We start from the raw sequence: 24,691 nt of genomic DNA on the forward strand, positions 1-24,691 counted from the left end.
TGATCCATGTTGAGGTTTATTGTTCAAATCGTCGTCAATGCGCTGGCTCTATGGGTCGCGGCCAGGCTCCTGCCCGGCATCTCGTGGGAATCAACGGCGGGCGACGGCGACCAGCGGGTTCACACGCTTCTGGGCTTCCTGGTCATCGGCCTGATTTTCGGTCTGGTGAACGCGATCGTTCGCCCTGTTGTGAAGCTCCTTTCGCTTCCCCTGACCATCCTCACCCTTGGCTTGTTCACGATCATCATCAACGCGGCGATGCTGATGCTCACGGCATGGATCACCGAGTTCACACCTGTTCAGTTCACCATCGACTCATTCTTCTGGACTGCGATCCTCGGTGCCCTGATCATCAGCCTGATCTCGTTGGTGGCCAGCATGGTGCTGCCCAACAAGAAGTAGCCGTCAGTCTCCCGGGCTCATGCCGTACTTGCGCATCCTGGGACCGCTCGACGGCGGCAGTATGCGCACGGGGTCAGGAGTCTGCCCGTTCAGTTCGAGACCGCCATTGTACTTTCGCATCTTTGGACCATGACTCTTGACCGAGAATGATGCCTTTGGTGGCTTTTCCCGGGTCAGCTTAAAGCGGTGCCGCGTACCCTGACCGCCGCGCAGAGCGCCTGCAAGCACACCCCCAGCTCCAATGAGGGCGCCGTCCTCACTCTCGTCCGCCGACCGGGCCCCGTCCATGTAGTTGTCGAGATTGTGGCCCGGCCCCAGCCCAGCGTCCTCGCCGTTTGGCGTCTCAACCCACGTGTGGATGCCCACTGTGATGCGGTTGTTGGTCTCGGGGTTCGGTGTACCGTCCGTTGCAGGGACAATGTCCTGCTCGTGTTCCAGATGCACGGCCTTTACCCCCTCGGGAATGTCGGTGTTGCCTACCGGAGAACCAGCGGTGACTACCATTTCGATGTCATACATCTCCCCCAGTTCGGGATCAGCAGCAAGGTTTGCTGCGTGCATGCCGCCCTGGCTGTATCCACCGAGGACCACGACGTCTCCGGCCTCCGCACCTGCCTCCGCGAGAGCCGCGCGAACGGCGTCGCCCATGTATTTGCTGTCGAACTCCATTGCCTCCACAATGCCGGTCTCGTCAAACGGATTCTCGGTTGCCGTGGCTCCGCCGGACTGGGTTCCTGGGATGGAGACCACAAAGGTTGGAGGCTGGCCGAAACCATTGTCTACCTCAATGATTTCCAGCATCCCGTGATCCGCCGAGTTGACGCTCTGGGTCCGGCCCAGAAGCCATTCAAAGGACGCATCTACGTCAACATTCTCCGGTTCCCCTACTTCGGTGGCTTCGATGGGCGCTGGGCGCAGCCATCCCCCGGCCATGACCAGGCCGAGGGATTTCCGCGAATCCTTGAGCACCACGGCCATCAGCGGTTCTGCCATATTCAAGGTTGGAAGGCCCCCATTGGACTGCACTCTCAAATCAGCCAAGAGTGCCGTGTTAGCCATTTCCGCCATGATGTAGCGGCTCGTCACTTTGTCCACGAGGTGGGCGGTGTCTTCGAATGCTGCGCTACAGGCCATGAGCCGGTCCGCGCTGTGGTGCAACGCATCGACAGCACGCCCGCGCGTCCCTTCGGCGTAGGTCGGCATCACCATGAGCTGAAAATTCAGGCCATTGACCACCGCTACAACGTCTGTCAGGTCGGTGGATAATTGCCTCAGCAATTGCTCGCCGCGCTGCAGTTCCTCTTCCTGAAAACGGATGGCTCCGACCCCGCCGTGCACTGTCAGGCCGTTGATGGGTTTGTCGCCCCAGTTGTCTTGCCACGATGGCGCCCACGTTTCGCTCATCAGAAGTCGGCGCCGAGCCGCACCCGAGCATTCTCTGACGAATGGAGCCCGGCCGCGTTGATCGCGTCCTGAAAAATATCAGTGGCGTGAAGCAGTTGACCGCGCTGTTGCTCTACGTACCCTCTGAACTTGGTGCCTGCGGGCGAATACCAGTCCAGAGCAGTCACTGCGGACACTCTGTCCGTGATGCCACGAATAGTTTCCAGCACTTGGTACAGGTCTGCCACTATTTGCGCCGCATTGTCTGATGCCTCGTCTTGCCAGCACGTCTGCGTTGCCGCAAGGTAGCCATCCATAGATTGTCCTCCGGTTCAGTTCGTCTTCGTCAAAGGTATGGCGATCGCGGACTGCCCGGGTTCTACAAGCCGGCATCTGTGGAGTGGGCAACATCGAACGGCGGCTGTGGAGGAATAGTCAGCTGACATTCACGTACGGAAGCAGACCGCTCAGCGGACCAGTTTGCACCAGCTTCCATGCGGCCAAGCCGAACCCAAACAGTGCATACGCCGCTATCGGGACGATCACCACTTTCTCGCGCCAGGATCCCGCTGTACCCAGAATGGGAATGCTGATAAAGCCGCTGGTCCGCCAGAACGGCATGTTCCAACTCTTCGGCGGCCCGAATTTGAGGGGCCAGAATAGGGGAACCCCACCCACGGTGGTCAGGTCCCCCAAGATATGGGCTGTCACCCCAATTCCCATGGCCAGCGGCAACCAGGGACCTTGGACTGGCGCAAGGAAACAGACGATCACGGCAGCCAGCAGCCCAAAAAACCAGTTGGCCAGTACAGAACGGCGGGGAAATACTTCCAGCGTTTTCAGTGCGATTGCCACTAGAAACATGCACAGCAGGCCGGCACCCAGTGCCACCTGATGCCCACGAATTACCGGTTGCCACGAAGCCGCCAGCGCAGCCAGCAGGATGAAGACCACGACCCCGATAATCGAATGTGTACCGTTCCGGTGACCGCCACTGACCTTCCCAATGAGAAACGCCAGCACATTGGTCACCGGTGGGAGGGCGTAGGCGATACTCGACCGCCGATGGTCCGAATCGCAGATCAGTGCTGCCCCGGCCGTCACCAGACCCCCGATCACCACGCCGGCAGGTTCAAGCGGGTACCAGCCAAAAGCGTGGCTTCCCGTGGATGTCACGGCTACCCATGCGGCAGCACCGCAGGCGGCATGATTGCCTCCCATCATCGTTTCAGCTCCAGGTTCTCTTGCAGTGAATGGCGAAAGCGCCCTGACTACATTGGCACAGCGCCGACGTCGTCCTGGCGGCCCGAAACCGGATCGTGGCCGTGGAAGAATAGGAGCCATGGCTGAAACTTCTTCCCGCGTTGAACTGTCATCTGTCTCCCCCGCTATTGCGTTGGGCCCGCTGGATGGTCGCTACAGCGCCGCCGTCGCGCCCCTGGTGGACTACCTGTCCGAGGCCGCGCTAAACCGAGATCGTACCCACGTTGAAGTAGAGTGGCTGATCCACCTCACCTCGCGCTCCGTGCTGCCCGGAACGGCTCCTCTCAGCGATGAGCAGCAGGGACAACTGCGGGACATCGTCACCTCGTTCGATGGAAATTCGGTGGCCGAGCTTGCCGAAATCGAGAACGTCACAGTCCATGACGTCAAAGCTGTGGAATACTTCATCGGCCGTCGGCTGGCCGACGTCGGCATTGAACACCTGAAGGCCATGGTGCACTTCGGATGTACCTCGGAAGACATCAACAACCTGTCCTACGCCGTTGGTATCAAAGACGCGGTCCAGGACGTGTGGCTGCCAGCTGCTCGGCAACTGGTGCAGCAGATCGCGGCCATGGCGGAAGCCAATCGTGACGTGGCCATGCTCTCGCGCACCCACGGGCAACCCGCCACACCCACTACGCTCGGCAAGGAACTTGCCGTCACAGCGCACCGCCTGCAACGGCAGCTATCCCGCATCGAGAACACCGAGTTCCTGGGCAAGATCAACGGTGCCACCGGGACCTATGCCGCCCACGTTGCCGCAGTTCCCAGCGCAGACTGGCAAGACGTTGCCCAAAGCTTTGTCGAAGGGCTTGGCCTCACCTGGAATCCGTTGACCACGCAGATCGAATCCCATGACTGGCAGGCGGAGCTCTACGCAGACGTTGCCCGATTCAATCGGATTCTGCACAACTTCTGCACCGATGTGTGGAGCTACATTTCCATTGGCTACTTCGCCCAGATTCCAGTCGCCGGGGCAACGGGCTCTTCCACCATGCCGCACAAAGTCAACCCGATCCGGTTCGAGAACGCCGAAGCGAACCTGGAAATCTCCAACGGCCTCCTGGACACGCTGGCAGCCACTCTGGTCACCTCACGCTGGCAGCGAGACCTCACGGACTCGTCCTCACAGCGCAACATCGGCGTCGCGTTCGGTCATTCTTTGCTCGCCATTTCCAACGTGGTCAAGGGACTCGATCGGCTTTCGGTGGCCGAGCCGGTGCTCGCCGCAGACTTAAATTCCAACTGGGAGGTGCTCGGCGAAGCCATCCAGATGGTGATGCGCGCAGAAGCCATCGCAGGCGTTGAGGGCATGGACGACCCCTACGAGCGCCTCAAGGAACTCACCCGGGGCCACCGCGTCAACGGGCAGAGCATGAAGGAATTCGTCTCCGGCCTTGGCTTGAGCAAGGACGCCGAGCGGCGCTTACTCCAGCTGACGCCCGCTACTTACACCGGCATTGCCTCCACGCTGGTCGACCACCTCAAGTAAGCCATGTTTGACGTCGTCGTCATCGGTGGGGGCCAGGCAGGCCTCGCCGCTGGCTATTACCTGCGGCGCGCGGGGCTGGACTTTGTCATTCTTGACGATCAGCCGGAGCCCGGCGGGGCGTGGCGGCATACGTGGGACTCCCTCACCCTGTTCTCTCCTTCGCAGTATTCATCGTTGCCAGGGCGCATGATGCCAGTGTGGGAGCCCGGTTACCCGCCGTCTGCACATGTGCTCGAGTATCTGGAATCCTACGAGGACAGGTACGCGCTCCCCGTTGAACGGCCTGTCACAGTGACCTCGGTTCAAGCGGAGGACGACGGCGGTTTCACTGTCACGACCGGCGCTAAGCGGTGGCGCGGGGCCGCCGTCGTCAATGCCACCGGCACGTACTCGCAGCCCTACACCCCCGCGGTCCCGGGGGCCGAAAGCTTCACGGGTAGGCAACTTCATTCGGCGACGTACCGTGGCCCGGCCGAGTTTGGGGGCCAGCGCGTGGCCGTCGTCGGCGGTGGAAATTCCGGTGCTCAAATCGTCGCGGATCTGCATGCCGTCGCGGATACCTCCTGGTTCACGCTTCGGGAACCCAAATTCATGCCCGACGACGTCGACGGGCGGGTGTTGTTCTCTGTCGCCTCGGCACGGGTGCGAGCGGTGGAGTCCGGGGAGGCCGACGCCGGCAGCGGCGGTCTCGGCGATATTGTGGCAGTTCCGCCAGTACGTGGCGCGCGCGATGCCGGCGCGTTGGACGCCCAGCCCATGTTCTTAAAGATGACACCAACCGGAGTGCAGCGGGCGGATGTCGACGGCGGGGCGCAGTCAGCGGAGTTTGATGCGGTGATCTGGTGCACCGGGTTCCGTCCCGTTCTCCATCACCTCGATGACATCGAGTCACACTTGCGTGCGCGGGGAGCCTCACTTCGCGATCGCCAAGGGCACATGAGGCTGGAAGGTCTGGAATCCGCCGTCGTGCCTGGCCTGTACTTTCTGGGCTACGGCGACTGGACGGGTCCCGGTTCGGCAACACTGTTTGGAGCCGGGCGCACAGCCCGTCAGCTAGTGCGTGCACTGCAGGAGAAGTCGGCCGAGGAATAGGTTCTAGTCGACGAACTCGGATTGGGTGGTGACAAAGTCCCAGTCGTCCTCGGTCAGCAGCGGGTCCTCGATGGGACCGCCGGCTTCCGCAATTCGGTTCTGTACTTTCGCGGGGATGACTTTGGCGCGTACGTTCTCACGGAGCCATTGCTTGGCTGCGACGTCGAGGTGCGTCCACCACTTGTGGATACGAATCTGTTCCATGACTGCTCCAATCCGAGACGGTATGCCCAACGGTGACACCACGGGGGCCATTCTGGCAAGGGACTGGTGTCTATTATGAGGATCAGGCGCGACGGATCGTGACGTCTCCAGACACTGTCCGGCTGCGCAGTTTCACGGTGTTCTCTGACCCGGCCGGTCCGTCGGCAGAAGCGAGCAGCTGGTTGATGCTGCCTGACATGGACTTGAGGTCAAGCCACGCGGCTGTTCCTTCGGCAACACCCAACACCATGTCTCCGGAAACGGCGTTGACGTCCACTTTTCCGCGAACAATCTCCCGGATAGTCGCACCACCGGACGCTGATTGCAGCCGAAGGTCACCGGCTACTTGTCCAAGAATCACATCGCCCGAAGCCGTCCTCACGGAGGCCGAGCCGCCGATATGCTGGACCCAGATGTCCCCCGAAGCGGTAGTGATATCCGCATGTCCCAAGACGCGGTTAATGCTCACATCACCGGAGGCGGACTTCACTGCCACGGACGCGACGTCGGAGAGGTGGACGTCACCAGAGGCCACATTGAATGAAGAATCACCCAACGTGCCCTCAGCTGTGACCGTGGCGCTAGCCGCATCACCGCGAACCTCCGAGCCGTTGGGCAACTCGATCCGGATGTCGATGGAAGGAGTCCTACCAAAGAAGCCTCTGGACTGATTCCGTGGCGCCTTGACCACGAGCAGATTGTTCGCGAATTCCACGCGTGTGTCCTGTGCTACCTGGACGTCCGGCACTTTGGACGGGTCAGTGGGGAGAACTTCGACGACGGTGTCGGCTCGCGCGCTCGCTGTTACGCGGGCGCTTCCAGCGGCGATGCTGAAGTCAACATAAATGGGTCGAGGTGTTTCGAAAGTAGTCATGATGAGTCCTTGCTGTCGGCCCCTGCCGGGGCGTTGAGTTCCAGCTCCATATCCGGACGAGCATTAGCTCACCCAGCCGGTGTAGCCGCGCCCGACGTCGTGCCGGCCTTGTCTGTTGCGGCCACCGCTGGTCAGTGATTCCGTTGCGGCACGGACAAGCCACGAGTTCACGGAAATTCCTGCCGTGACGGCAGCCTGTTCTATGCGCGGTTTGAGTTGCTCCGGAAGCCGGAGGGTCATGCGTGACGTGCCGCCGTCGTCGGTTTCGGGGATAGGACTGTCCGACGGCGGCTCTTGCGCTTCCTCCGTCTCCCGCGCTGCTGTCGTGACGACGAATTCCGGATCGCCTCCGCGCAACCTCACTTCAACTGAGGAGGGTGCGAGTTCTCGTGTGATCTCGTCAGCGGCGGAGGACAGTGCGTCCAGTAGCGAGAGCCGAATCGCTGATTCGAGTGGGGCAGTGAGCCTCTCGGCGAGCGCTCTGGCGTCTTCTCCGCCGGCGGCCGCGGCTGTTGCGAGGTCGCGCCGGAGATTGTCGATGTACGGTGAAAGATCCATGACACTAGAGTGACACCATTATGACGTCATCGCAAGAGCCTCGGCATCAGAAGTTACGTAAACTGACGTCTAACCCCAACCCGCCTGTCGCAGCAGGGCTGCCGCAACGGCACCTACGATCACCACGACAAGGAACGGTGCCCGCAGTACCAACGCAACCGCGGCAGCCGCCAGTGCGCCCAGCCGCGCATCGAAAACCACAGTCTGAGCGGAGGCCACAGTGTTGACCACGGTCAGCGCGGCCAGCAGACCAATGGTCAGCGCGCCGGCGACCGAGGACATCCTTCGGTTCTTCATGAGTTTCGCCGGAACTAGGTAGCCCAACAGCTTGGTCGCAAACGACAGCAGGCACGCCACCAGCACCCATATCCATAGGTTCACTGCGTACCCCTCCCCTTGTGCGTGGAGCCGCCGTCGGGCGTTGCAGCTTTGAAATGCTCCCCGTCATGCTCGCTGTACGGTTCGGGGTACGGCTCGATGTCCGGGGCCATGCCCTCTGGAATGCGTTCGCGCTGGAACCAGCCGATGACCCCCGCAACCAGTCCGGCCGCAAGAATGGGCAAGCCAGGGGGCAGGACTGGAATCGTCAGAACAGTGACGAGCGCGCTGACCACTGCAATGGCCGCCGGCTGAAACGCCTTAAGCCGCGGCCACAGCAGACCCAGAAACGCAGCCACTGCCGCGCCGTCCAACCCCCACTGTTTTGGATCGCCGACGGCGTCGCCGATGACTGCACCGAGCGCCGTAAAGATATTCCAGAGCAGGAATACACCAACACCCGCGGTCCAGAACCCTCGCCGCTGCTCACCCGCATCAGTTTGGCCGGTCGCCGTGGCCGTGGATTCGTCGATGGTCAGATGTGCCATGACCAGCTTCCGCCAGCGGCGCGGTTCCAACAGCGCGTTGAGCTGGATTCCATAAACCCCGTTGCGAATCCCCAGCAGTGTGGCTGCGCTCATGGCGGCGAACCCGGTCCCACCTCCGGCGATCACGCCCACAAAGGCAAATTGCGACCCACCGCTGAACAACAGCAGGCTCAGCACCATGGTCTGCCAAAAGGTCAGTCCGGACGCAACAGCCAACGCGCCGAACGAAATGGCATAGAGCCCCGTCGCGACACTGATGGACAGCCCCACCCGGACGGCTGGAGACTGCAGGAAGGTCATACCAAAACCTTATCCCGCCGGTAGTGGCCCAGCTCTACAGGACTTCTACGACATCAAGCCCGACGGCGTACAGCGCGCATGCGGCGGGGATAGGCCGCTTCAGCGGACCCGCACAGTTGGAGGGCACGCTCCCCCAGACTCTGACTATGGGCGGAATATACCGATACTCACCACCAAACGGCATTTCACGGTTCAATGTGAGACAGATTTGAGAGCGATTTTGAGGAGTGCCCGCTAGTCGAACCTTGGGTTCAAGCGGTGCCTTAGGCGATGGCGGCAAGTGTTCTCACCCGGGTTGGGCTAGAGGTCGAGAAAGTCCCTCAGCCATACCTGCGCCGTGTTGAGGCATTGCTGGGAGACCTGTCCGGCAATCCCGGTGATCCGATCGCGTGAGAGGGTGCGTGGCTGTTCGCTCATGATCCACGACGGCCGATCGAGGCCGCTCTGCCCATCAATCGCAATGTGGTTCGGCCACCCCCTGTCTACTGTCGAGATTGGAAGAACGATCACGAGTGTTGTGACAGCATCGAGGTAGCCGGTCGAGGCGACCACGAGGACGGGCCGATGGCCTCCCTGCTCGCGGCCACGCACAGGCTCAAGCGTTGCCCAGGCAACAACGCCCGGAGCAAGGTCCAAATCGCTCACGCTGTCATGTCGGTGAGTTCGGCACGCTCCCACTCGGTGGTCTCGGCTACGTAGAACGCCGCGTCTTTGACCGATGTGTCGGCGATCGCAGCTTTGAGGTCGCTCAACCTGCGCGCGCGGTCGTCCGCATCGGCGAGACGAGCCAGATGGGCACCCAACGTCAGGCCATCTCGGGCAGCCTGGGCCTTCAAGCGGTCTCGTAGCCCGTCACTGACCTTAATCGTGGTAGTCATACTTCGAGTATACCAAAATTGGCAGTGCAGCCAGAGATCGTCGCAGATACGGATCCGCTACTGACACACTTTTCGTTGCTTCCACGGCTCGAAAGCCGGATGCTGAGATCAAGATCGCCGTGGGCACGCCCTACTCCGGTGAATGCTTCAATGGCCCATACAAACGTTATCCAGCCTGTAGCTGCCCAGCTGTGAACGTGAAGTCATGCTCCGGGGGAAAGTCCCGCCATGAGCGCATTGGCGAAAGAAGAATTGGCACCGCCGACAACCCTGCAAGCACTGCCCACATCCACAGGACCGGAACGACGCCGAGCCACACGCCAAGGGCCCCGCCTGCAACACTGGCCAGCGGCATGATGCCAAGGACGAAGAGCCTGTTACTGACGCTGACACTTCCCAGCATGCGAGCCGGGGTAACCCGGGGCATGATCCCGGAACCGGCCACAGACGTGGCGACAATCAGGTAGGCCCACCCGAAGCCGGAAACGGCCAGCAGCACGACGGCGAAGGCCGGCAGGACATCAGCCAGTGGAACGAGGGCCACGGCTGGCATGGCCATCAGGCTGCAGAGAATCTTGGTCCGGCCGATGCCCAGGCGGTTCAGGACGGGAACCACCGTCAGCGAACCAACAAGCGCGCCAAGGGCAGAGAAAATCCCCAACCCAGCAAAAAGCGCAGCGTCGAGCTGAAGGACCGTCAGGGCATAGACAGCCATAGCGGCGTTTCCGAACATGACGGCGGCATTGGTGATCATGCCCGACAGGAAAAGCGGTCGGAGGATGGGATGCGCAACGGTGAAGGCCAGCCCCTCCTTCGCCGACGCCCAGAACGGTGGCCTGCCGGCGTCGTCGTCCGATGGCGTTGAATCCAGCCGCATGCGAGCTACAGAAAGGGCCGAGCAGAGGTAGGCTACCGCCGAAGTCAACAGGGCAAATGGCGCCGCGATGACGGCGAGCAGACTACTGGAGAGAACGGGCGAACCAACACCTATGGCGCTCTGGGCTGACTGAAGCCGAGCGTTGGCAACACTCAGTTGATGCCTGTCCACAACCAGGGGCAGCACAGTGGTGTGCGCCGTAGTGAAGAAAACGTCTGCGACCCCCATCAGGGAAACTGCGATCAGCAGATGCCACAACGTCAGCGAATCCATCAAGAAGGCAACAGGAAGGGAGAGAATGACAGCGGCCCGCACGAGATCGGCCGCGACGAGGATGCGGCGCTTCCGCCAGACGATCTACCCATACACCTATAGGAATGCCAAGTACCAGAAAAGCCGCAACGCTCAAAGCATTGAGCACACCCACCTCAAACGCACCTGCGCCGAGTAATGCGACGGCGATGATCGGCATCAACGTCCGGCTCGCTTCGTCTCCGATACTTTCAAAAGCGCTCGAAGCAAATAGATGCCGGAAGCTCTGAATCTGAAAGACGCCCGACGGTTTGGGCTTCGTTTGGGTTTCGGCTGAGGACATGCCCGTCAATCTGTCAGGTTAACCCTGACGTGTCAACTAGGATGGAAACATGACACCACAAACACCAAACGGAGATTTCTGCAGTTTCTGCAGCGCACCCTGGAGCGAACACAACCGACTGGTTTCCGGACCCGGTGTCGCGATCTGTCTTGATTGCACAGAGAAATCGCTGCACCTCTTCGACAAAGCGTCAGGCGACGGCGCCATTATTGAGCCGCCAAAGGAACTGGATGATGACGGCCTTCTACTTATATTGCCGCAGGTTGCCGACGTCTCCGATCAGGTCACCAAGCAGCTTCAGGCCTGGGTCGACCTTGCACGAGGACGCGGCATCAGCTGGGCCCGAATCGGCAACGCTCTGAACATCACCAGACAGTCCGCCTGGGAGCGCTTTTGTCGTACTTCGGACACTTCTACGACATTGAAGGACCAGCGTTGACTCCGTAAACTGCCGCCGTTATTGGGTATGACCGGGAGGGGCCTCGAGATGGACTTGCAGGCGTTCATTGACGCCGAGCGCGCTGGTGAACGACGCCGAGACGATGCTCGCCTGATCCGGGTTGGGTAGCAGAACGCGTTCTCCGGAGATTTGCCACAGCAACTCCAACGACGACGAAGTCGAGGCGGAACCCGTGGGGTCCAGTTTCCGACAACAACCCATCCAGGCGGCAATCCATACCGATTTCGTCCAGTAAGTCAGGCTGCGACCAGCTGAATTCCGCCGGCCACCACGGTCCACGTTGGGTTGAGTGTGGACTGGGCCTTTGGTGGGCGATAGCTCCTGGCCGCTCTGTCGTGCAGATCAAGGGCCTCCACCGCAAAACACGGCCCGTTATCTGCACGACAGACGCAGCTCGCGGGCCAGGGCAGTAGCCCAGGACGACGGCATCGCCGCCGCCATCGAACGCTTTGAAGACCTAGCAGGACTGACCTGATCCCAACCCGCACCACGAATAACTTGAACTTGTCTGAGTGAGCTTTGCCAGCAATAAGTAGCAGTTGCGGGTTGTCCCTGCGCTCTAGAAGTGTTCCACTACCACTATGACCCATGGAATTAGCGGTATAGCAGCCCTGGCCATCGACTGCGATGACCCGGTACTGGTAGCAACGTTCTGGCAGCGCCTGCTTGGTGGCGAAATCTCGGTGGACGACGACGGCGACGTGGAGCTCACTGGCGGAGTGATCAGGCTTGACTTCTTGAAGGTTCCGGACACCAGTGGTGATGCCGCTGACGTTCAGAAGACCAAGAACAAGATCCACCTCGACCTGCGTAGCTATGACTACGACGGCGCGATCACCAACGCCCTCGAAGCCGGCGCCACCGTTGCGGATGACGTCTATGACGGCACCGCCTGGAAGGTGCTTCGCGATCCGGAAGGAAACGAATTCTGCATCCTGCGTTCTCGTAGTTTCCGTCCGTAGGGCCGGCCCCGCCGTCGGGCCTTCCCTCTGTTGCACAGCCTGCTTACAATGAGACTGCTTCATCCCAAGCCCCAACCTCTACAAGGGAGATGACCGATGATTGAAAAACTGCATGAGTCCGGTATCCGCAGCGAACATGCTTACATAGGTGGATTTGCTTCTATTGGTGTCTCAATTCTGGCTTGGCTGACCAGCCGCGGCAAGACGGGGGACTCCAAGGCCCAGGCAGACCGTTGGGGCATCTTCGTTGGCCATTGGGCTCCCACGTTCTTTGCGTTGGGCGTCGCACTGAAACTCGAAGAAAAGAAGTAGTACGGCCCGAGGAGCAGGCCAACACCACGCGGGTGTCGGCCTGCTCCTCGACGCGGAGGACGGGTTACGATTTGTCAATGACTGAGCCCAGAAAAACAGTTGCCATGAGCATGGCTGGCACCCTGCTGAAGCGCGGCACAATGACCATGCTTGGAACGCAAGCCGTCGTCATTGCGGCACTCGTGGCAACAGACGCCATCAAAAAGCACTACCGGTCCCGAGGCAATAGGTTTCCCCGCCCCGGCAGCTTCGAGGGTCAAGTATCCGAAACGCGGACTAAAGTCTTTACCTACGGGGAAGACCTCTACGAAGACATGATCGCCTCCATCCGCGGCGCAAAGCACACGGTGCTGTTAGAGACTTACATCTGGAAGAACGACAGCGTCGGCCAGGAGTTCAAGGAAGCCCTAACCGAAGCCGCCGAACGCGGAGTAGACGTGTACGTGATCTACGACGGCTTCGCGAACCTCGTGGTGCGCCCCAGCTTCTTCCGGTTCCATCCGAAGATCAACGTGTACCGTTTCCCGGTACTGCGCGCGTCGATCCTCCTCACCAATATCCGCGGAACCGGCTTCGATCACCGCAAAGTGCTTGTTGTCGACGACGAGATTGGCTATGTGGGCGGGTACAACATCGGTGCGATGTACGCGAGCCAGTGGAGGGACACGCACCTGCGGATCATGGGACGATCCGTTTGGGAACTCCGTGAAGCGTTCGCCGCAGTCTGGAACCATGCTGTCCGGCAACCGCACGCCCCACTCCCGGACCGCAGCGCTGGGTTCTGGGAACCTCGGCTGCGCGCCGTCAACAACATCCCCTCAAAACTGGTTTTTCCGATTCGCGGCCTCTACCTGGACTCCATCAATCGGGCCATGAACCACATCTACATCACGACGGCGTACTTCATTCCTGACCAGCAGATTCTCGGAGCGCTGCTCGAGGCACGGGCGCGCGGAGTAGATGTTCGCGTGCTCATTCCAGAGAATTCCAATCACGTGGTCTCAGACTGGCTCTCCCGGGGTTTTTACAGTGCTCTGCTGCGGGACGGCGTGAAAATCCTCTTGTTTCAGAACGCCATGATCCACGCGAAGACAGCAACGATCGACGGCGAATGGTCCACGATCGGGACTGCGAATATTGACCGGCTGAGCCTTACCGGCAACTACGAGATCAACATGGAGATCTTCGATAAAAATCTCGCCGCGGACATGGAGAAGATCTACGAAGTGGATAGCTCCAACAGTCGCGAACTGACCCTGCGAGAGTGGGATTCCAGGCATGTGGCTGCGCGTCTGAGTGAGGCGATCCTCGCCCCGCTCCGCCCGTTCCTATAAGAATTAGCCTCTGGCTCACGACGTTCGCTGTCTGCAATTCCAGTTCCCCACTAGAGAATTGGTAAGCATGCTGATAAGAATTAAGGACTGTTGATTTACACCATCCACTCCTGAGGAGACATCACCATGGCAGGAAACCTACTCTCGCGCTCACTTCACGACCTCAGCGCCGCCGCCTGGTTCGGTGGCTCCCTGATGGGCGCCGTCGGGCTTAATGGAGCTACCGCGGAAGCTAAAGATCCAAAGGAACGCACCCGGCTCTCAACTCTGGGGTGGGGCAAGTGGGCTCCCGTCCAAACGGTCGCTTTCGCTGCGCACGCCGTGGGAGGACTCGGCCTGATTTTTGCCAACAAGGGGCGGGTGGCCAATCAGAACGGTGTCACCGGAAATACCGTTGCCAAGAGCATCCTGACGGTTGCCGGCATGGGCGTCACCCTCTACTCAGGCATGCTGGGCGCCAAAGTTGGGAAACTTGCTGATCAGGGTTCGGAAGGCGCAACCGAGCCGAGGGCGAGCGCCTCCGAAGAATTGAAGAAGGCACAGAAGCAGCTCAAAACATTGCAGTGGGTCATTCCCTGCATCAGCGGCGCCGTCGTTGTTCTCGGAGCCCATCAGGGTGAGATGCAGCGGCCGAGCAATGTGGCCAAGGGCCTCTTCCGCCACTAACAACTGGTCATGACGAGGATAGAACGCGGGTGACCATGCTGCGTCCTGACTCTTCGAACACGGAGTCACCGACGTCGTGCGCCCACACGACCGTCCCGACAGCCTGGTTCAGGTTCTCCGCTACCCAGATGTCCCGTTCGGCCTCGCCGATGCTCGTGCCATATCCCTCGAAGAAGGCGTTGGCGAGTTCCGGCTGGCCGAGCAGCTGTTGGTGGCTCAGCCGGATGACATCATGGACCCAGGGACGCGGCGCGGCTCGGCCGAAATCGATCACCCTAACCTCGCCGTCGTGCTGGATCCAGTTCCGAGGCTGATAGTCCCCGTGGGTGGCCACCAGCTCCACAGGCCGGGGCACCAGCGAATTCGCTAGACGCCGTAGGGCAGACAGCTGTGTCGCGGAGACCAGTTCATCCGCCCGATTCAGCCAGCCGTTCGTCTTCACCATTAGTGCGTTGAAATAGTCCTGGGACGCCCCGACACGACGGTGTATTCGTCGGAGTAGTTCGCCCGCTTGCCGGTATGTATCAGGATGAGATTCCGACGGCGTCCCCTCCACGGGCTCCCCCGGAAGGTAACGGACTACCAGCACGCCGCCTCGATTGACCCATCGATGAACTCGGGCACCCTGCCATCCAGATCTTTGAAGCCTGCCCGGTAGGCGGTGATCTCCCGACGGATGTGGTGACTGGTGCTGCTGGCCTTGACGATGTAATCGCAGCTGGCACTACGCACGCGAAGGACATTCGTGTCCTGCAGAGGCCACGAATGGTCATGGACCACGTCGACCGGGCCGAGCCACGTGTGAATCAGGGTCAACTGGCCGTCAGAGAGACCGGGGTGCAGGGATTCCATCATTTCCAGTGTGGAGCGATGGCGTCCACGAGCAGCAACAACTCCTCCATGTCCTGGGGAGTCTGCTTGCGAGCAGAATCGCCAGCGAAGAACGCGGCATCGTAGTAGAGCCCGTCCCCCATCAGCTTCACAGCGCGGGCGATCGCCCTATTACCCAACTCCTCTTCGAGGGCCCCGAGCCAGGCGTCCTCCAGCGCAGAGAACCGCTCCTGCGCGCGCGCATGACCCTGCTGTGCCAGACGCGCCATGGCTACCAGGGCACGATCAAGGGGGCTGTCCTCATACACCGATGTCCGTACGTAGTAGCGCGCTGCCCCTTCGGGGTCTTGAGTCATGCGTGCCAGATCCTCGCCAACGAGACCCTGAAGTCTGTCACCGAGCGCTTCCACCATGGCCTCCTTGGATGGGAAATGGTAGAGAAGCCCACCCTTGGATACGTCCGCTGCAGTGGCAACGGCTTCTACCGTCGCTGCCCGCTCGCCTTCATCAATGAGGATCCGTTCAAAGCTGTCGAGGATTCTTTCTCTGGAACTTGCCATGCGCTCAATGATACGGCTCACAGAATGTTTACTGTACCGGCTGGACGGTATAAAATCGATTTCCATGAGCACCTTTGTCACAGCCACGGCACAGAACCGTGAGGAGATGGAATCACCGCAATCAGCCAGGGCTGGTAAACGCGAATGGTTGGCTCTCGCGGTCCTCATGCTGCCGGTGCTCCTCGTCGCCGTGGACAACACAGTGCTCAGCTTCGCCATCCCGGCAATCTCGCGGGACTTCAATACCACCGGAACCGCACTGCTATGGATCATCGACATCTACCCGCTGGTCCTGGCAGCACTACTAGTTGCCATGGGCAGCCTGGGCGACCGATTCGGCCGACGCCGGCTCCTGACTATCGGCGCCATAGGGTTCGGCGCCTTCTCCATCCTCGCCGCATACTCCCCCAACGCCGAGTCCCTGATTGCAACGCGCGTGGGCATGGGGTTCTTTGGCGCCATGCTCATGCCCTCAACGCTGTCTCTGCTCCGCAACATCTTCATCGACCGCAACCAGCGCCGCCTGGCCATCGCCATCTGGGGCTCCGGATTCTCGGCCGGCGCAGCCCTGGGCCCAATTGTAGGCGGGATCCTGCTGGAGCACTTCTGGTGGGGCTCGATCTTCCTGCTCTCCATTCCGGTTCTCGTGCTGATGCTCGCGTTCACACCGCTGTTTGTCCCCGAATCGCGCGACCCCAACCCCGGCCCCGTCGATGTGCCGAGCATCCTGCTTTCCATTGCCACCATGGCCCCAGTGGTGTTTGCGATCAAGAACATTGCCAAAGAAGGCAACGTCGTCGTCTCAATTCTCGCCGTCGTCGTCGGGCTCCTTGCTGGTACAGCGTTTGTCCGCCGACAGCTCACTCGGCTGCACCCACTCCTGGACATGCGGCTGTTCACCTACCGCCCGTTCACGGGCTCCGTGCTGGTGAACCTGCTGGCGATCTTCTCCCTGGTGGGCTTCCTGTACTTCGTGTCCCAGCATTTGCAGCTGGTGCTCGGCCTCAGCCCGCTCAACGCCGGATTGGTGTTGGTTCCAGGCCTCGTCATCACCATCCTCGCGGGACTCGCCGTCGTGCCCGTAGCTAAAAAGGTTTCTGCGCACGTACTGGTACCGGTGGCGCTCTTGTTCTCCGTCGCCGCGTACGCCATGATCGCGCTGAACGGCCACAACGAGTCGATCGAGGTTGTCATGATCGCCTTCGCGGTCCTCGGCGCGGGCGTTGGTGCCTCAGAAACGATCTCCAACGACGTCATTCTGGCCAGTGTGCCCTCGAGCAAGGCCGGAGCGGCGTCCGCCGTGTCCGAAACCGCGTACGAAGTAGGGTCCGTATTCGGCACTGCGCTGCTGGGCAGCGTGCTCGTTTCCTCCTACCGAAACAACCTCACTCTTCCCAACGGGCTCAGCCCTGAGCAAGCAACCGTTGCCACAGACACGCTTGGTGGCGCCCTGAACATGGCTGCCTCGCTGCCCGGACCGGCCGCGCAGGAACTCATTACCTCGGCGCAGGCCGCATTCACCTCCGGCGTCACCGTGACCTCGTGGATTGGCGCCGGACTCATGGTGCTCGCTGCCGCAATGTCCTTCCGGATGCTGCGGGAGACGCCGCCCACTCAGTGACCAATGGTCACCCGAGATTCCCGCCGAGCCGCTCCCTGATCCTCACTGACGCCTCGTTCAGACCAATGATGACGACGTCGGTTCCGTGCCTGCGGTACTTCTCGGTCACGGCGTCGATAGCCGCCACCGTCGAGGCGTCCCACACGTGTGAACGGCTCATGTCGATAACCACCTTCTCCGGGTCCAGCGCGTATTCGAACTGCATGTAGAGGTCATTGGACGAAGCGAAGAACAATTCCCCGTCCACCGTGTAGGTGGCCGTTCCGCCATCGTCGTCAAGCGTCCGTTTAACTGTGACAAAGTGCGCCACCCGCCGCGCAAACAGAACCATGGCTGCAAGGACCCCGATGCCGACGCCGATGGCCAGATTTTCAGTGAGGACCACCGCGATGACGGTCAGCAGCATGACGCCTGTCTCGGACTTCGGCATGCGCCGCAAGGTTGCCGGACGAATGCTGTGCCAATCGAACGTGGCCACTGACACGAAAATCATGACGGCCACGAGCGCGGCCATGGGGATGAGCCCAACGATGCCCCCCAGCGACACCACCAGGATCAGCAGGAATACGCCGGCCAGGAACGTGGAAATGCGGGTTCTGGCGCCGGATGCCTTGACGTTGATCATGGTCTGCCCGATCATGGCGCAGCCGCCCATGCCGCCGAAGAACCCGGTCACAATGTTCGCGACGCCCTGGCCCCAGGATTCGCGGCTCTTGTTGGAAGGGGTGTCGGTGATGTCGTCCACGAGCTTTGCGGTGAGTAGTGATTCGAGCAGACCCACCAGTGCCATGGCCAGGGCGAACGGCGCGATGATGCTCAGCGTTTCCAGGTTCCACGGGACGTCCGGGATGAACAGCGACGGCAGGCTATCCGGAAGCGCGCCCTTGTCAGCAACCGTTGGGACGGTGATGGAAGCGATGATGGCCAGCGCCGTCACGACGACAATGACGACGAGCGGCGCGGGAACGGCAAGTGTCAATCGCGGCAGCAGGAACACGATGGCCAGCCCGAGTGCCGTCAGCGGGTACACCATCCATGGCACGCCCAGCAGTTCGGGAACCTGGGCGGAGAAGATCAGGATGGCCAGAGAGTTGACGAATCCAACCATGACGGACCGGGGGATGAACCGCATCAGCTTCGCCACGCCGAGGACACCGAACAACACCTGAAATATGCCCGCAAGGATGACAGCGGCGATGAAGTAGTTTGTTCCGTGACTGGCGACGAGCGGAGCGATGACGAGGGCGACGGCGCCGGTGGCCGCGGAGATCATGGCCGGGCGTCCACCGACAAAGGAGATGGTGACGGCCATGGTAAATGAGGCGAAGAGGCCGATGCGGGGGTCGACGCCAGCGATGATGGAGAACGCGATGGCCTCCGGGATGAGCGCGAGTGCGACGACCAGCCCTCCGAGAACCTCGGTTTTCAGGTGGCGGGGACTCTTCAGGGTACGCAGGACTGATTGACGCTCGACCGGCGTGAGCATGGGCTCGGTCATTGTTGCTTGGGGCATATGGGCAATTTTACCGGTCTGCAGTGACCAATGGTCACTCGTAATAGCGCAGGCTCGGTATCGTTGCGGTAGTGGGAACCAAAACAATGCGCGGCCGATTGCTGGTGCTGGCCGGAATCCTGACGATGGCGTTCAGTATGCGTCTCGCGGTGACCAGCACGCCACCGCTTTTCGGCCACATGCGACCAGAGCTTGTCATCGACACGGCGACCGGCAGCATCCTTGGCCTGTTGCCCACAGTTGCCTTTGCGTTATTCGCCATTGTAGTCCCGTATCTGGCACGACGCGCGACGATCGAGCTGCTCGCCGTCGCGTCTCTTATCCTGACTTTGGGTGGTCAGTTCCTGCGCGCGATGGTCTCGGACGTGCCAACCTTCATGGTGCTCACCTTGGTTGCTCTGGCGGGTATGGGGATGGGCAATGTGTTGCTGCCGCCGCTCGTCAAACGGTATTTCCGCGACAGAGTCGGCTTGGTCACGGCCATCTATGTCACGCTCATTGCCGCCAGCACAGCTATTCCACCGCTGATCGCGGTTCCGGTTGCGGAGGCCGCGGGATGGCGTTTCTCCATCGACTGGTGGGCGATCTTCCCCCTTGCCGCGCTGATCCCCATGCTGCTGACCTGGCTTCGGACGCGCACGACGACGGCGCCCGGCCAGGCGGGCATCGCACCGCCGTCGGAGTCACGGGTCCGGGTCAATGCGGCAAAGTCTCCGGCGGCGTGGGGGCTCGTGTTGATGATGGGTATGACGAGCCTGAACAGCTATGCGATGTTCACCTGGCTTCCCACGTTCTATGTGGATCAGGGGATGAGTCCCGCGGCTGCGGGCGGCATGCTGGCGTTGTTTGCGTTCGTCGGGATGCCCGTGAGCATTGTTGTGCCGGTGCTTGCGGCACGGATGCGGAACCAGCTGCCGATCGCACTGTTTGCCGCGGCAGCATTCGCGATTGGTTACGCCGGCATGCTTTACGGCGATGTGGGTCATGCGTGGATCTGGGTCATCATTGTGGGATTTGGCCAGGCGACGTTTGCGCTCTCGCTGGTCATGATGAATCTGCGGACGCGCACGCACGAGGGGTCCGTGGCTCTGTCTGGTTTCTCGCAAGGACTCGGCTACGTAGTGGCCGGGCTGGGGCCGTTGCTATTCGCGTCGCTGCACGAGTTAACCGGAACCTGGACGGCGTCCTTCGGGGTGCTGTGGGCGTCGCTGGTGCTGCTGGTGTTCGGCGCGGTGCTGATCTGCCGCCCGAAAATGCTGGAGGATTACGACGGCGTCGTTCGCACTGCTGAGGCCCCGACGGCGTAATTCGCGCTGGCCACCCCACCGACTCTGACGTACGATATATTGTACGTGGAAGGAAGTGTCATGAAAACGATGTCGTACTCGGAGTCTCGCGCCCGCTATGCAGAGACCTTGAATGCCGTAACCGATGACCGTGAGGAAGTCATCATTACCCGGTCGGGTCGGGAGCCTGTGGTTATCGTCTCTCTTGACGATTACGAATCACTGAAGGAAACGGCTTACCTCCTGAGAAGCCCGGCCAATGCTAAGCGTCTGCTTGCATCGATCGAACGCCTTGAAAACGGCGGCGGCAACGAGCGGGACCTTCTGGAGTGAAGCTGGTTTGGGACGAATCAGCCTGGGACGACTATCTCTGGTGGCAAACGCAGGACCGAAAGATTCTGACACGAATCAATAGGCTCATCCGGGACATCTCACGCAATGGAAACGAAGGTATCGGCAAGCCTGAGCCGCTCAAACATGGGTTTCACGGCTACTGGTCCCGCCGTATCAACGACGAGCACCGCCTAGTCTATAAAGTCGTAGCGGACACAGTAACGCTCGCTGCCTGCCGATATCATTACGGCTCCTAAACCGACCAAGACACGGAGAGCCATCGTCTAGGTGTGGTCGGTCCAGCAGGCCAGAACAGCCATCGCGACGGAGTAGGCGGTGTCGCTCTGCGTCACGTCTCCCTCTGGACCAAGTTTTCCGGGAAGCTTTGTCGCGTCAACATGCAGCGTCTTGCCGTCCTTGAGGAACGCGACTTCGCCTTCGCCGGTGGAGAATGCTGGCATGTCGAGGGCGAACATTCCCTTCAGGCTCTCGGCGCCCGGGGAGCTGGCTTGCAGTTCGTCGAAGTGTTTCTTGCCCACGGCCTCGTCAGTAGCGTCATGGACAGTCAGCACCAGCGGAGCACCCTCGATGTCGTAAGTGCAAGTGAAGACCGGCTTGGTCCAGGACGACGACGGTTCCGGCTCCGCTTCGAGGCCGAAAATGCCCTCAATGTTCGTGAACACCTGCCCGGAGCAGATCATGCGGGCTGCATCCGAGGGACCGGCCACGGACGCGGCGTCGGCGTCCTGCTGGCCGTCGTCGGCCTTTACGCCGCTGTGATCGCCGTGTTCGGCGCCCGACATGACCGAGCCGTCGGCCATGGTGTGCTGTGCTTCCGAGGTGCTCTGCGTTTCCGCAGTGGGAGCACTACAGCCTGCCAGCAGTACGGAGGCGACGGCGATGTTGCCCAACCAGCTTGTGCGGTTCATGTGCTTCTCCACTGTTCGTTTGAATTGACTCTACGGGCTATTCGTTACCAAGGAACATGCGGATGGGTCAGTTGATTGACATATACCCCCTAGGGGTATAGGTTGCAGCTATGGATACATCAGCGGACGCAGTCGCAGGTTCTGTCGAAGATCCTCACCGCGAACACGGTTATACCGCGGCTAGATCCGCATACCTCAAGCGTCTCAAGCGCATCGAGGGGCAGGTCCGGGGCATTGCCAGAATGGTCGAGGAAGACAAATACTGCATCGACATCCTCACCCAGGTAGCTGCGGTCAACAAGGCCCTGCATGCGGTGAGCATTGGATTACTGGAAGAACACATTGGCCACTGCGTGGTCGGCGCCGCCAACGAATCCGTGGAAGCCGGGCAGGAGAAAGTCAAGGAAGCCTCAGACGCGATCGCACGGTTACTTCGCTGATTTCACCAGGGCTGATTCCATCACCAACGAAAAGGACAACACCATGAACACCACCATCAACATCACCGGCATGACCTGCGGACACTGCGTTGCTTCCGTCACTGAAGAACTGACCGAGATCGACGGCGTGGAAAACGTCGAGATCAACCTCAACAAGGGCGGCGCTTCCAGCACTGTCATCACGTCCAGCCGTGACCTCAGCTCGGACGAAATCAACGACGCCGTCACCGAAGCCGGGTATCAGGTCGTCACCGAGAACGCGTAGCAACTGGGCCGGCGCCCGGCGTCGGAAAGGACAGAAGCAATGAGTGCCAAGGATCTTCTCAACCAACCGGATAGCCGGATTATCGAACTCGATATCGAGGGCATGACCTGCGCGTCCTGCGTCGGCCGGGTCGAACGCAAGCTGGGCAAGCTCGAGGGCGTTGAGGCGAGCGTGAATTTGCCGCTGGAAACGGCGCAGGTCACGGTCCCAGCTGGCATCACGGATGAGGAGATCCTCGAAACCGTCAACCGGACCGGGTACAAGGCCCGCCTGAAAGTTCCTGTGCATAGTGGCTCGTATTCTTCCTCTCGTAACACGTCCGACGTCGAGCATGAGGGCATGGAGCACGACGCCGGCAACCACATGAATCACGGTGGTTCAGCCAGCGAGCTCAAACCACGACTAATCCTTGCCGCGATCCTCACGGTGCCGGTGTTCGCGATCTCCATGATTCCCGGACTGCAATTTCCGCATTGGGGCTGGGTGGCGTTCGCGTTGAGCGTGCCGGTTGTCACGTGGTCAGCGTGGCCTTTCCACCGTGCGGCCGCTATCAACGCGCGCCACCTCTCATCGACGATGGACACACTGGTCTCTATCGGCGTCAGTGCGGCGTTCCTGTTCTCCACCTGGCAGCTGTTCAGTGACCCGATGATGACAGCCCATGTGGGCATGTCCATGACCGAGCACGCACTGTACTTCGAGGTTGCCGCCGTCGTCGTGACATTCCTGCTGCTGGGGCGCTTCCTGGAGGCGCGTGCCAAGGCGAAAGCCGGGGACGCGTTGCACGCGCTGCTGAGCCTGGGCGCCAAGGAAGCCACTGTTCTGCGGGACGGGGTTGAAGAGCGCATTCCCGCCGATCAACTGGTCCTCGGCGATATGTTCGTCGTCCGGCCGGGCGAGAAAATCGCCACCGATGGCATTGTGCGCGACGGCAGTTCCGCCGTCGATACGTCGCTGATCACCGGCGAATCCCTACCCGTTGACGTGGACGTGGACGACGCCGTCACGGGCGCAACCATCAACACCTCCGGCCGGCTCACAGTCGAGGCAACGCGCGTGGGCAGCGAGACCACTCTGGCACAAATGGGGCGGCTCGTCAGCCAGGCGCAGTCCGGCAAGGCGCCGATCGCGCGGTTGGCGGACCGCATCAGCGCGGTGTTTGTTCCTATCGTTCTGGGTATCGCGGTTCTCACGTTCGTTCTGTGGATGGTGTTCTCTGGTGACCTCAATTCAGCGTTCACCGCGTCCGTCACCGTTCTGGTCATCGCCTGCCCCTGTGCGCTGGGCCTCGCAACTCCCACGGCCCTGCTGACCGGAACCGGCCGCGGCGCGCAGCTCGGCATCCTGATCAGGGGGCCGCAGGTCCTGGAGGACACCCGGACCGTGAACGCGATTGTTCTGGACAAGACCGGAACGGTCACCACCGGAAAACTTTCGGTCTCCGGCGTCACCGCGCTCAACAGTTTCGCGGATGACGACGTTCTGCGGTTAGCGGGCGCCGTGGAGGCTGCCAGCGAGCACCCGATTGCTCAGGCGATCGCCGCTTCTGCTGCCAACTCCGGGGCACTGCCCGCCGTCGGATCCTTCCACAGTTCCGCAGGCGGAGGTGTTCGCGGTCAGGTGGAGGACGCCATCGTCGTCGCTGGTCGTAGCGGTTGGCTCGAAGAAAACGGGATCACCCTATCCCCGGAAAACCTGGCTGTGCTGCATTCCGAGGAGGAGGCCGGCTCGACGGCGATCTGGGTTGCCGTGGACGGGCAGGTTGCGGGCATTGTGAGCCTGAAGGATGCCATCAAGGACACGTCCGCCAGTGCCATTGCACGTCTTCGCGAACTGGGACTGCGGCCCATCCTGCTCACGGGCGACAACGAAGCCGTGGCGCGCAGGGTTGCCGAGCAGGTGGGCATCGTCCCCGAGGACGTGTTCGCTGGCGTGCGGCCCGAGGGCAAGGTCGAGGCCGTGAAGAAGCTACAGGCCGAGGGTCTCACTGTTGCCATGGCGGGCGACGGCGTCAACGACGCCCCGGCGCTGGCGCAGGCGGACCTGGGAATCGCCATGGGCTCGGGGACCGACGTCGCCATTGAGGCAGCGGACCTGACCGTGATGGGCAACGACCTAGCGCAGGTGGCGCTGGCGATCGAGCTGTCCCGAAAGACGCTCGGCACCATCAAGGCCAACCTGTTCTGGGCGTTCGCGTACAACACGCTGGGCATCCCGGTCGCGGCCCTTGGGCTGTTGAACCCGATGATCGCCGGCGGTGCCATGGCGTTGAGCTCCGTCCTCGTGGTCGGCAACTCGCTGCGGCTGCGGAGCTTCGGGCGGCAAGAGGGCTGAGGCTTTCAGGCCCTTGCTAGCTCCCGCTCCTTGCCATTGCTCATGACTCCCCCTTATT

Annotated in this window: 32 protein-coding genes; 15 read left to right on the forward strand and 17 right to left on the reverse strand. The window is 61.1% G+C overall.

The genetic code is table 11. The features are described 5' to 3' along the window. The first annotated feature begins 6 nt into the window (after window positions 1-6). Complete coding sequence (locus tag JOE65_RS01260) at window positions 7-402, forward strand: phage holin family protein (protein ID WP_205161538.1); 396 nt, start codon at window positions 7-9, stop codon at window positions 400-402. Window positions 403-405: 3 nt separating this feature from the next. On the opposite strand, the gene JOE65_RS01265 is transcribed toward JOE65_RS01260, so the two are convergent. The 3 genes from JOE65_RS01265 to JOE65_RS01275 all read right to left on the reverse strand — a co-directional run bounded on the left by JOE65_RS01265 (window position 406) and on the right by JOE65_RS01275 (window position 3,009). Next, on the reverse strand, window positions 406-1,806 hold the full coding sequence (locus tag JOE65_RS01265; protein WP_205161539.1) for a hypothetical protein: 1,401 nt from the start codon (window positions 1,804-1,806) through the stop codon (window positions 406-408). Further along, on the reverse strand, window positions 1,806-2,102 hold the full coding sequence (locus JOE65_RS01270; protein ID WP_205161540.1) for a hypothetical protein: 297 nt from the start codon (window positions 2,100-2,102) through the stop codon (window positions 1,806-1,808). Before JOE65_RS01270 ends, JOE65_RS01265 begins: the two co-directional genes overlap by 1 nt. A gap of 118 nt (window positions 2,103-2,220) precedes the next feature. Then, window positions 2,221-3,009 carry a metal-dependent hydrolase gene (locus JOE65_RS01275; RefSeq protein ID WP_205161541.1) on the reverse strand — a complete coding sequence of 263 codons (789 nt, stop codon included), beginning with the start codon at window positions 3,007-3,009 and terminating at the stop codon, window positions 2,221-2,223. Between the two features lie 118 nt (window positions 3,010-3,127). On the opposite strand from JOE65_RS01275, the gene purB reads away from it, so the two are divergent. Together purB and JOE65_RS01285 are read left to right on the forward strand one after the other, a co-directional pair. Beyond that, the gene (purB, locus tag JOE65_RS01280) at window positions 3,128-4,543 is read left to right on the forward strand and encodes an adenylosuccinate lyase (RefSeq protein ID WP_205161542.1); all 1,416 of its coding nucleotides are present in this window, start codon (window positions 3,128-3,130) and stop codon (window positions 4,541-4,543) included. A gap of 3 nt (window positions 4,544-4,546) precedes the next feature. Continuing rightward, window positions 4,547-5,635, forward strand: coding sequence for an ArsO family NAD(P)H-dependent flavin-containing monooxygenase (locus JOE65_RS01285; RefSeq protein WP_205161543.1), 1,089 nt, complete (start codon window positions 4,547-4,549; stop codon window positions 5,633-5,635). A 3-nt stretch (window positions 5,636-5,638) separates the two neighbouring features. Here the strand turns inward: JOE65_RS01285 and JOE65_RS01290 are convergent, their stop codons facing one another. The 8 genes from JOE65_RS01290 to JOE65_RS01325 all read right to left on the reverse strand — a co-directional run bounded on the left by JOE65_RS01290 (window position 5,639) and on the right by JOE65_RS01325 (window position 10,549). Continuing rightward, the gene (locus JOE65_RS01290; RefSeq protein WP_239536575.1) at window positions 5,639-5,839 is read right to left on the reverse strand and encodes a hypothetical protein; all 201 of its coding nucleotides are present in this window, start codon (window positions 5,837-5,839) and stop codon (window positions 5,639-5,641) included. A gap of 82 nt (window positions 5,840-5,921) precedes the next feature. Beyond that, a complete protein-coding gene (locus JOE65_RS01295; RefSeq protein WP_205161544.1) occupies window positions 5,922-6,713 on the reverse strand; it encodes a DUF4097 family beta strand repeat-containing protein in 792 nt (263 codons plus the stop codon). A 63-nt stretch (window positions 6,714-6,776) separates the two neighbouring features. After that, the gene (locus JOE65_RS01300; RefSeq protein WP_205161545.1) at window positions 6,777-7,271 is read right to left on the reverse strand and encodes a hypothetical protein; all 495 of its coding nucleotides are present in this window, start codon (window positions 7,269-7,271) and stop codon (window positions 6,777-6,779) included. Between the two features lie 69 nt (window positions 7,272-7,340). Continuing rightward, window positions 7,341-7,652: an AzlD domain-containing protein gene (locus tag JOE65_RS01305; protein ID WP_205161546.1), complete on the reverse strand. Its 312-nt coding sequence runs from the start codon at window positions 7,650-7,652 to the stop codon at window positions 7,341-7,343. Next, window positions 7,649-8,437: an AzlC family ABC transporter permease gene (locus JOE65_RS01310; RefSeq protein ID WP_205161547.1), complete on the reverse strand. Its 789-nt coding sequence runs from the start codon at window positions 8,435-8,437 to the stop codon at window positions 7,649-7,651. Before JOE65_RS01310 ends, JOE65_RS01305 begins: the two co-directional genes overlap by 4 nt. A gap of 300 nt (window positions 8,438-8,737) precedes the next feature. Then, a complete protein-coding gene (locus tag JOE65_RS01315) occupies window positions 8,738-9,082 on the reverse strand; it encodes a type II toxin-antitoxin system PemK/MazF family toxin (protein ID WP_205161548.1) in 345 nt (114 codons plus the stop codon). After that, window positions 9,079-9,315, reverse strand: coding sequence for a hypothetical protein (locus JOE65_RS01320; protein WP_205161549.1), 237 nt, complete (start codon window positions 9,313-9,315; stop codon window positions 9,079-9,081). The genes JOE65_RS01315 and JOE65_RS01320 overlap by 4 nt, the downstream gene beginning before the upstream one ends. Window positions 9,316-9,481: 166 nt before the next feature. After that, complete coding sequence (locus JOE65_RS01325; RefSeq protein ID WP_338021670.1) at window positions 9,482-10,549, reverse strand: MFS transporter; 1,068 nt, start codon at window positions 10,547-10,549, stop codon at window positions 9,482-9,484. A gap of 287 nt (window positions 10,550-10,836) precedes the next feature. Between JOE65_RS01325 and JOE65_RS01330 the strand changes: the two genes are divergently transcribed. Beyond that, window positions 10,837-11,226 (forward strand): ClpX C4-type zinc finger protein, encoded by a 390-nt coding sequence (locus JOE65_RS01330; RefSeq protein ID WP_205161551.1) that lies wholly within the window; start codon window positions 10,837-10,839, stop codon window positions 11,224-11,226. A gap of 18 nt (window positions 11,227-11,244) precedes the next feature. On the opposite strand, the gene JOE65_RS01335 is transcribed toward JOE65_RS01330, so the two are convergent. Next, window positions 11,245-11,448 carry a hypothetical protein gene (locus JOE65_RS01335; RefSeq protein ID WP_205161552.1) on the reverse strand — a complete coding sequence of 68 codons (204 nt, stop codon included), beginning with the start codon at window positions 11,446-11,448 and terminating at the stop codon, window positions 11,245-11,247. Between the two features lie 380 nt (window positions 11,449-11,828). On the opposite strand from JOE65_RS01335, the gene JOE65_RS01340 reads away from it, so the two are divergent. The 4 genes from JOE65_RS01340 to JOE65_RS01355 all read left to right on the forward strand — a co-directional run bounded on the left by JOE65_RS01340 (window position 11,829) and on the right by JOE65_RS01355 (window position 14,521). Further along, window positions 11,829-12,209: a VOC family protein gene (locus JOE65_RS01340; RefSeq protein WP_205161553.1), complete on the forward strand. Its 381-nt coding sequence runs from the start codon at window positions 11,829-11,831 to the stop codon at window positions 12,207-12,209. A 96-nt stretch (window positions 12,210-12,305) separates the two neighbouring features. After that, window positions 12,306-12,521 (forward strand): hypothetical protein, encoded by a 216-nt coding sequence (locus JOE65_RS01345; protein WP_205161554.1) that lies wholly within the window; start codon window positions 12,306-12,308, stop codon window positions 12,519-12,521. Window positions 12,522-12,598: 77 nt separating this feature from the next. Continuing rightward, on the forward strand, window positions 12,599-13,855 hold the full coding sequence (locus JOE65_RS01350; protein ID WP_239536576.1) for a phospholipase D-like domain-containing protein: 1,257 nt from the start codon (window positions 12,599-12,601) through the stop codon (window positions 13,853-13,855). A 126-nt stretch (window positions 13,856-13,981) separates the two neighbouring features. Then, window positions 13,982-14,521, forward strand: coding sequence for a hypothetical protein (locus JOE65_RS01355; protein ID WP_205161555.1), 540 nt, complete (start codon window positions 13,982-13,984; stop codon window positions 14,519-14,521). A 7-nt stretch (window positions 14,522-14,528) separates the two neighbouring features. Here the strand turns inward: JOE65_RS01355 and JOE65_RS01360 are convergent, their stop codons facing one another. From JOE65_RS01360 to JOE65_RS01370, 3 genes are read right to left on the reverse strand one after another with little or no spacing between them, the layout of a single operon-like run. Further along, on the reverse strand, window positions 14,529-15,110 hold the full coding sequence (locus tag JOE65_RS01360; RefSeq protein WP_205161556.1) for a phosphotransferase: 582 nt from the start codon (window positions 15,108-15,110) through the stop codon (window positions 14,529-14,531). Beyond that, a complete protein-coding gene (locus JOE65_RS01365; RefSeq protein ID WP_205161557.1) occupies window positions 15,101-15,376 on the reverse strand; it encodes a hypothetical protein in 276 nt (91 codons plus the stop codon). Before JOE65_RS01365 ends, JOE65_RS01360 begins: the two co-directional genes overlap by 10 nt. Beyond that, window positions 15,373-15,912: a TetR/AcrR family transcriptional regulator gene (locus tag JOE65_RS01370; protein WP_205161558.1), complete on the reverse strand. Its 540-nt coding sequence runs from the start codon at window positions 15,910-15,912 to the stop codon at window positions 15,373-15,375. The genes JOE65_RS01365 and JOE65_RS01370 overlap by 4 nt, the downstream gene beginning before the upstream one ends. Before the next feature lie 106 nt (window positions 15,913-16,018). Here JOE65_RS01370 and JOE65_RS01375 point away from each other — a divergent pair, with 106 nt between their 5' ends. Next, on the forward strand, window positions 16,019-17,533 hold the full coding sequence (locus JOE65_RS01375) for an MFS transporter (protein ID WP_205163960.1): 1,515 nt from the start codon (window positions 16,019-16,021) through the stop codon (window positions 17,531-17,533). Between the two features lie 7 nt (window positions 17,534-17,540). Here JOE65_RS01375 and JOE65_RS01380 read toward each other — a convergent pair whose 3' ends face one another. Next, window positions 17,541-19,046: a SulP family inorganic anion transporter gene (locus JOE65_RS01380; protein WP_239536577.1), complete on the reverse strand. Its 1,506-nt coding sequence runs from the start codon at window positions 19,044-19,046 to the stop codon at window positions 17,541-17,543. 71 nt (window positions 19,047-19,117) lie between these two features. On the opposite strand from JOE65_RS01380, the gene JOE65_RS01385 reads away from it, so the two are divergent. Genes JOE65_RS01385 through JOE65_RS01395 form a run of 3 tightly spaced genes read left to right on the forward strand, consistent with a single transcriptional unit; the run spans window position 19,118 to window position 20,922 of the window. Continuing rightward, window positions 19,118-20,353 carry an MFS transporter gene (locus JOE65_RS01385; protein ID WP_205161559.1) on the forward strand — a complete coding sequence of 412 codons (1,236 nt, stop codon included), beginning with the start codon at window positions 19,118-19,120 and terminating at the stop codon, window positions 20,351-20,353. Window positions 20,354-20,413: 60 nt separating this feature from the next. Continuing rightward, window positions 20,414-20,665 (forward strand): type II toxin-antitoxin system Phd/YefM family antitoxin, encoded by a 252-nt coding sequence (locus tag JOE65_RS01390; protein ID WP_205161560.1) that lies wholly within the window; start codon window positions 20,414-20,416, stop codon window positions 20,663-20,665. After that, entirely contained in the window at window positions 20,662-20,922 is a 261-nt protein-coding gene (locus tag JOE65_RS01395; protein ID WP_205161561.1) for a Txe/YoeB family addiction module toxin, read from the forward strand. Before JOE65_RS01390 ends, JOE65_RS01395 begins: the two co-directional genes overlap by 4 nt. Before the next feature lie 27 nt (window positions 20,923-20,949). On the opposite strand, the gene JOE65_RS01400 is transcribed toward JOE65_RS01395, so the two are convergent. Then, window positions 20,950-21,594, reverse strand: coding sequence for a hypothetical protein (locus JOE65_RS01400; RefSeq protein ID WP_205161562.1), 645 nt, complete (start codon window positions 21,592-21,594; stop codon window positions 20,950-20,952). A 110-nt stretch (window positions 21,595-21,704) separates the two neighbouring features. On the opposite strand from JOE65_RS01400, the gene JOE65_RS01405 reads away from it, so the two are divergent. Genes JOE65_RS01405 through JOE65_RS01415 form a run of 3 tightly spaced genes read left to right on the forward strand, consistent with a single transcriptional unit; the run spans window position 21,705 to window position 24,633 of the window. Next, a complete protein-coding gene (locus JOE65_RS01405) occupies window positions 21,705-22,034 on the forward strand; it encodes a metal-sensitive transcriptional regulator (protein ID WP_205161563.1) in 330 nt (109 codons plus the stop codon). Window positions 22,035-22,077: 43 nt separating this feature from the next. Then, window positions 22,078-22,299: a heavy-metal-associated domain-containing protein gene (locus JOE65_RS01410; protein WP_205161564.1), complete on the forward strand. Its 222-nt coding sequence runs from the start codon at window positions 22,078-22,080 to the stop codon at window positions 22,297-22,299. A 39-nt stretch (window positions 22,300-22,338) separates the two neighbouring features. Next, a complete protein-coding gene (locus JOE65_RS01415; protein WP_205161565.1) occupies window positions 22,339-24,633 on the forward strand; it encodes a heavy metal translocating P-type ATPase in 2,295 nt (764 codons plus the stop codon). Window positions 24,634-24,691: the final 58 nt, after the last annotated feature.

This window comes from Arthrobacter roseus (assembly GCF_016907875.1).
Lineage (GTDB): Bacteria > Actinomycetota > Actinomycetes > Actinomycetales > Micrococcaceae > Arthrobacter_J > Arthrobacter_J roseus.

Excerpts from the sequence above, each read along its gene's own strand:
- JOE65_RS01365 (WP_205161557.1), bottom strand. The coding sequence starts at position 15,376 with ATGATGGAATCCCTGCACCCCGGTCTCTCTGACGGCCAGTTGACCCTG.
- JOE65_RS01265 (WP_205161539.1), bottom strand. The coding sequence starts at position 1,806 with ATGAGCGAAACGTGGGCGCCATCGTGGCAAGACAACTGGGGCGACAAA.
- JOE65_RS01295 (WP_205161544.1), bottom strand. The coding sequence starts at position 6,713 with ATGACTACTTTCGAAACACCTCGACCCATTTATGTTGACTTCAGCATC.
- JOE65_RS01340 (WP_205161553.1), top strand. The coding sequence starts at position 11,829 with ATGACCCATGGAATTAGCGGTATAGCAGCCCTGGCCATCGACTGCGAT.
- JOE65_RS01320 (WP_205161549.1), bottom strand. The coding sequence starts at position 9,315 with ATGACTACCACGATTAAGGTCAGTGACGGGCTACGAGACCGCTTGAAG.
- JOE65_RS01330 (WP_205161551.1), top strand. The coding sequence starts at position 10,837 with ATGACACCACAAACACCAAACGGAGATTTCTGCAGTTTCTGCAGCGCA.
- JOE65_RS01335 (WP_205161552.1), bottom strand. The coding sequence starts at position 11,448 with ATGGGTTGTTGTCGGAAACTGGACCCCACGGGTTCCGCCTCGACTTCG.
- JOE65_RS01260 (WP_205161538.1), top strand. The coding sequence starts at position 7 with ATGTTGAGGTTTATTGTTCAAATCGTCGTCAATGCGCTGGCTCTATGG.
- JOE65_RS01370 (WP_205161558.1), bottom strand. The coding sequence starts at position 15,912 with ATGGCAAGTTCCAGAGAAAGAATCCTCGACAGCTTTGAACGGATCCTC.
- JOE65_RS01350 (WP_239536576.1), top strand. The coding sequence starts at position 12,599 with ATGACTGAGCCCAGAAAAACAGTTGCCATGAGCATGGCTGGCACCCTG.
- JOE65_RS01275 (WP_205161541.1), bottom strand. The coding sequence starts at position 3,009 with ATGATGGGAGGCAATCATGCCGCCTGCGGTGCTGCCGCATGGGTAGCC.
- JOE65_RS01270 (WP_205161540.1), bottom strand. The coding sequence starts at position 2,102 with ATGGATGGCTACCTTGCGGCAACGCAGACGTGCTGGCAAGACGAGGCA.
- JOE65_RS01380 (WP_239536577.1), bottom strand. The coding sequence starts at position 19,046 with ATGCCCCAAGCAACAATGACCGAGCCCATGCTCACGCCGGTCGAGCGT.
- JOE65_RS01355 (WP_205161555.1), top strand. The coding sequence starts at position 13,982 with ATGGCAGGAAACCTACTCTCGCGCTCACTTCACGACCTCAGCGCCGCC.
- JOE65_RS01415 (WP_205161565.1), top strand. The coding sequence starts at position 22,339 with ATGAGTGCCAAGGATCTTCTCAACCAACCGGATAGCCGGATTATCGAA.
- JOE65_RS01300 (WP_205161545.1), bottom strand. The coding sequence starts at position 7,271 with ATGGATCTTTCACCGTACATCGACAATCTCCGGCGCGACCTCGCAACA.
- JOE65_RS01410 (WP_205161564.1), top strand. The coding sequence starts at position 22,078 with ATGAACACCACCATCAACATCACCGGCATGACCTGCGGACACTGCGTT.
- JOE65_RS01290 (WP_239536575.1), bottom strand. The coding sequence starts at position 5,839 with ATGGAACAGATTCGTATCCACAAGTGGTGGACGCACCTCGACGTCGCA.
- JOE65_RS01345 (WP_205161554.1), top strand. The coding sequence starts at position 12,306 with ATGATTGAAAAACTGCATGAGTCCGGTATCCGCAGCGAACATGCTTAC.
- JOE65_RS01285 (WP_205161543.1), top strand. The coding sequence starts at position 4,547 with ATGTTTGACGTCGTCGTCATCGGTGGGGGCCAGGCAGGCCTCGCCGCT.
- JOE65_RS01390 (WP_205161560.1), top strand. The coding sequence starts at position 20,414 with ATGAAAACGATGTCGTACTCGGAGTCTCGCGCCCGCTATGCAGAGACC.
- JOE65_RS01405 (WP_205161563.1), top strand. The coding sequence starts at position 21,705 with ATGGATACATCAGCGGACGCAGTCGCAGGTTCTGTCGAAGATCCTCAC.
- JOE65_RS01375 (WP_205163960.1), top strand. The coding sequence starts at position 16,019 with ATGGAATCACCGCAATCAGCCAGGGCTGGTAAACGCGAATGGTTGGCT.
- JOE65_RS01400 (WP_205161562.1), bottom strand. The coding sequence starts at position 21,594 with ATGAACCGCACAAGCTGGTTGGGCAACATCGCCGTCGCCTCCGTACTG.
- JOE65_RS01310 (WP_205161547.1), bottom strand. The coding sequence starts at position 8,437 with ATGACCTTCCTGCAGTCTCCAGCCGTCCGGGTGGGGCTGTCCATCAGT.
- purB (WP_205161542.1), top strand. The coding sequence starts at position 3,128 with ATGGCTGAAACTTCTTCCCGCGTTGAACTGTCATCTGTCTCCCCCGCT.